Source organism: Candidatus Hydrogenedentota bacterium, from assembly GCA_035416745.1.
In the GTDB taxonomy this organism is placed as follows: domain Bacteria; phylum Hydrogenedentota; class Hydrogenedentia; order Hydrogenedentales; family SLHB01; genus UBA2224.
In genome coordinates this window covers 107,716-111,831 of sequence record DAOLNV010000010.1, presented here as the reverse complement: position 1 = coordinate 111,831, position 4,116 = coordinate 107,716, and the positions used below count along the sequence as shown (strand labels likewise).

3 protein-coding genes are annotated in these 4,116 nt (G+C 59.1%); all 3 read right to left on the bottom strand.

Annotated features, from left to right (window positions below):
- Nucleotides 1-941: sugar phosphate isomerase/epimerase family protein (locus PLJ71_05925; GenBank protein HQM48206.1), on the bottom strand; the 941-nt coding region annotated here is incomplete at its 3' end.
- Nucleotides 942-1,122: 181 nt separating this feature from the next.
- Nucleotides 1,123-3,201 carry a DUF2961 domain-containing protein gene (locus PLJ71_05920; protein ID HQM48205.1) on the bottom strand — a complete coding sequence of 693 codons (2,079 nt, stop codon included), beginning with the start codon at nt 3,199-3,201 and terminating at the stop codon, nt 1,123-1,125.
- A 51-nt stretch (nt 3,202-3,252) separates the two neighbouring features.
- The coding region (locus tag PLJ71_05915; protein HQM48204.1) for a glycosylase at nt 3,253-4,116 on the bottom strand (864 nt) is incomplete at its 5' end.

Here is a 4,116-nt window from a genome sequence, read left to right as displayed (position 1 = left end):
ACTGCCGGAGAGCTTATCGCCTTTTGCAGGATGTCACGGGCCTGTCTGTAGTCGTTCGGTCCCACGTATTCAAGGACAAGGGGTGCTTTAGGTGCGTGTTTGGCGGCGAGGGCCACAAACTTCGGATAATCGATATCGCCCTGTCCGGCGGGGACGCCGCGGTCGACGTGAAGTTTCCGATCTTTTGCGTGCACGCAATCTATGTACGGTCCCAACTGCGTGAACATCTCATCGAGGTCGTTCAACTCCAGGAGATTGGCGGGGTCGAGCAACGCACGGACCCGCGAGGATGCAACTTCCTCGATGAAGACGCGCAAGCGTTTTGCGCTGGCGAAAAAGCTCATGAAGTAGGGCTCGAGCAAAACGGTTGCGTTGTGAGCCTCGGCGCGTCTTGCGAGTTCTTTCGCGGTTTCGACCATCTGATTCCATGCATCGGTCTGAAAATGGTAGGGAACGCTGCCCTCCACATCGTAATGGCCGGCCTCGGTAATGAACACGCGCACGTCCATATTCTCGCCGATGCGCATCATCGCCTCGAAATAGTCGAGATTCGCCGCGCGCTCGGCCGGGTCCGGATGTATGAGGTTGGTGTACACGCCGATACTATGGATGGCAATGCCCGCGGAGCGGTATTCGTTCGCGATCTCCTTGCAGCGCTCCGGAGTCAGAGCCGAAACATCGGTCCGCCCGTTGTACATCCAATACTGGCTATCGGACTGATTGAGAAACAGCTGGATAGTGTGAAAGCCTTCCGCTGCGAGTTCCTGCGCAAGCTGACGGTTTGAGTAACTGCCGAATCCCAGGGTGGAAATGCCGACGACGGGACCCTTGGCGGGGGCTTCGGTCTCAGCTGCCTGTGCGACGGACACAATCGCGGGCGAGATGGCCAGGGCCGCGCCTGTACGCAACATGTCGCGTCGGGTGTAATGAGTCGGTTTCATTTTTTCCTTCTCCTTTTTGAATGCATTTCAGTATCCGATAAGTCTTCCGGCGCGCGCAACCCCCGGAGGACAGCAGGCCGCGGCAACGTTTGGCGTGCAGGTGTCCAAGTGATTGATCGACGCACCTCGAAACTCGTAGCTTGTTCACAGACTCTCAGACTCCCGAGAAGTCCTGAGATTCTCAACGCGGGCGGAATCCGACGAAATCCAGTCCAACGGGTTTACCACCCTCGGCCGCGATAAACGTGAGGGTCTGTTTGCCTGCTTTCAGTCCCTTCATCCTGGCGCCAAAAGCCCGCGATTGCACATGATGGGGAGCAACCAGCTTTACGGGGTCGCTGCCGTCGAACGGGAGGGCTTCTCCGTTCAGCTCGGCACGAAATGCGCCGCCGTCGGGCCTCAGCATACATACCAGCATCAGGGAGTAATCGCCAGCCTTCTCTATATCAACCGTCATCTCGAGTTTCTCGTCCGCCTTGGCCGGAGTCCACGTCAGGACCTGTCCGCCCTGCCAGAGCCCGCCTGTCTCGAATTTCTTACGGCCCCTGGACGTTATGAGGTCTTCGCAAGCGAAAAACGTGAATTCCTCCGCCCCAAATCGTGCCGCGGGTTCCCATGTCTCCGGCAGCGTGGGTATACAAAGGGCATGGTTGTTCAAGGGGAGATGATCGTCAATGAACCCCGGCCGGGCGTAGTGATATGCCATACGGCCGTACGAAAAGCCCTCCGTTCGTTCATGACTGAAGAGCTCCATGTAGAAGGCGATACTGTTTGAGAAGGGCAGGGAATCGAGCACGTGCCAGCGGTAATTCACCACGAACCCTCTGTTCGCGGGCCCGTCGTTTCGCGGCTGGCCGCAATAGGGGAAGTCAAAGATATCGTTGGCGGACCATGCGTAGTTGAAATAGTCTTCCGACCCCGTCCCGTAGATAGAGGGCCGGACATCGTCGTCAACGAAGATCTTCTCGTCGCCTTCGCCCCACCAGTTGCCATGAGAGGTAGGCACCGGGTTGGGATTCAGCAGCATGATAGCGGTTCCTACGTAGACCCCTTGCCCGCGGCCAAGCAGGAACGGCATGTCCTGAACGCCCATGACTTCCCTGCCCGATGCCACAAGGTCGTGGTCTACACGCCAGCGTGCCCGGAAATGCATCGAGGAGGCTTCGTCCCAGGTATAGTCCATGGGCAGTGCGGCCCCGGTCACGCTCACTTCCTGGGCGCCGTGGTTCTCGAAAAGGAGCACGAGGGATTCCTTGAAAGGCATGACGTAACGGCAGGTCATCGTGCCGTCGGGCGCAACCGTGAAGGGGATGGACTGGTAGGGGTTGACGCCGGGTCCGGCCCCAAAGAAGTCGCCTACCGGGGACTCGACTTGTCCCCAGGGAAAACCGTCGCACACGACGTGCATCACGGTTTGTCGCAGGCCGAGAGCGATATTGGCCGCGTCGACCTTCAAGACCAGATTCTCAAGCGCGCCCGGGCCTTCGAGTTTCAGAGCTTCCTTCATGTCGGCCGGGGGGATTGTCACGGACAGCGCGACCGGTTGCCGGGTGGATTGATAAGCCCAATGCGCGTCGGGGTCTGCCAGGACTGCCGCGGCTCGTTGAATACGCTCCGCATTCGACGCGATGTCTTGTGGCGAGAACGTGACGACTTCCGTTCCGATTTGGTAGGTGCGCACCTGGATCTCGTAGAAGTGGATGTCCCCGTGGTTTCCAAGCCAGACGAGCCGGCAACGTTTGGCAAAGGGAATGGGCGCATAGGCCGCGTTCCGCTGATAAAAGGTGTTCTCCAATGCCTCAGCCGTTACGCCCGAGCCCTGCAGATAGGCGTTGTAGGGGTGCAGAAAAAACTCCTCGGCTGGCCCGTCGTACAACGGAGTCACGGCGTCATCAAGGTACATGCGAATGGCGCCGGTGATTCGGGCGGTCCAGAGACGCACGATAGCGCCGGGTCCCTGGACGTCGCACATGAGGTATTCGCCCGGACTGTCTCCTTCAGGTGCTCGCAGGACGGATTCAAAATTCGGGATGGGCTCTCTGCCGAAACCATCCGAATTATCAAACCACCTCGGGCCTGCCGGGACCGCGCTTCGGTGGTCGTAAGACGAGAACTGGACGGTCTTGTACGCCGGGTCGGGGAACCGGGTCAGACGGTGCATGTCGGTCATCTCGTCGAGCAACGTGCCGGTGGTGATGGGCGCCGCCACGACTGTGGCTGAAAAGCCAAGAAGAATCAGGAGAACAGGCACTCTTCGCATCGCTCGTCCCTCGAGTTCAATGGTTGAATCCGTTTGCTTTGTTTACCGAGATCATTTCTCGGGATTTGAAACCTGGTCCTCGGAAACGGCGGCTTTTGGAAAGAAGAGGTTCACGGCGCGGTGCATGCAGTAGAGGCGGAACAGCTTGCCGTCGTGCACGAGGATGCCGCTCGACTGGTCGGGCCCCACGATGGGGTTCGCGGGGTACTTCTGCCAGTGAATCAGGTCCGGCGACGCTGCGACGCACATCGTCCAACGGTCCCGGCCGTTTTCCGGGCAGGTGGCGTGATAGTAGGCGTAGTAGCGGTTGTTGTACTTGATGACCTGGTTGACCGCAATCATGGTGATATCGTAAGGCTCGGGCCCGGGCTTGAGCACGGGTTCGTCCTGAACATTGGTCCATACGCGCATGTCTTTCGAGGCCGCCAGCCATACGGCTTCGTCATTCCGTTCGTAGAACAAGTACCATGTCCCGTTCTCGTACAATGCCGCTGGTGTGCCGAATGGTCCCGGGTCGAGCGGCTCGCCGTCGGCCTTGCGGATGTCCAGCGTCCCTTGGCGCGTCCACTGAATGCCGTCCGTCGAGGTCAGCAGATGGGCCTGGTCGTCCTTGCCTTCCGCGAACATGTAATAGGTGTCCGCGCGTTTCACGACCATCATGTCTTCTACCCAGTGCTCGGTGTAGATGGGATTTCCGGGGCAACGGGTCCAGGTGATCCCGTCGGATGACGTGGCATACCCCAGCTTCATGGTTTCGGATTCGGAGGGACGATAGCCTGTGTACCAGAGGTGGTACGCGCCGTTTTCCCGGAGAATCCAGCCGCGTTCGCGGATCGAAGCGTCCCAGCTTTCCGGACCTCCGGGCTCGAACACCGGGTTGTTCTGGAAAGGAACAAATTCAACGAGTTCTGGGGG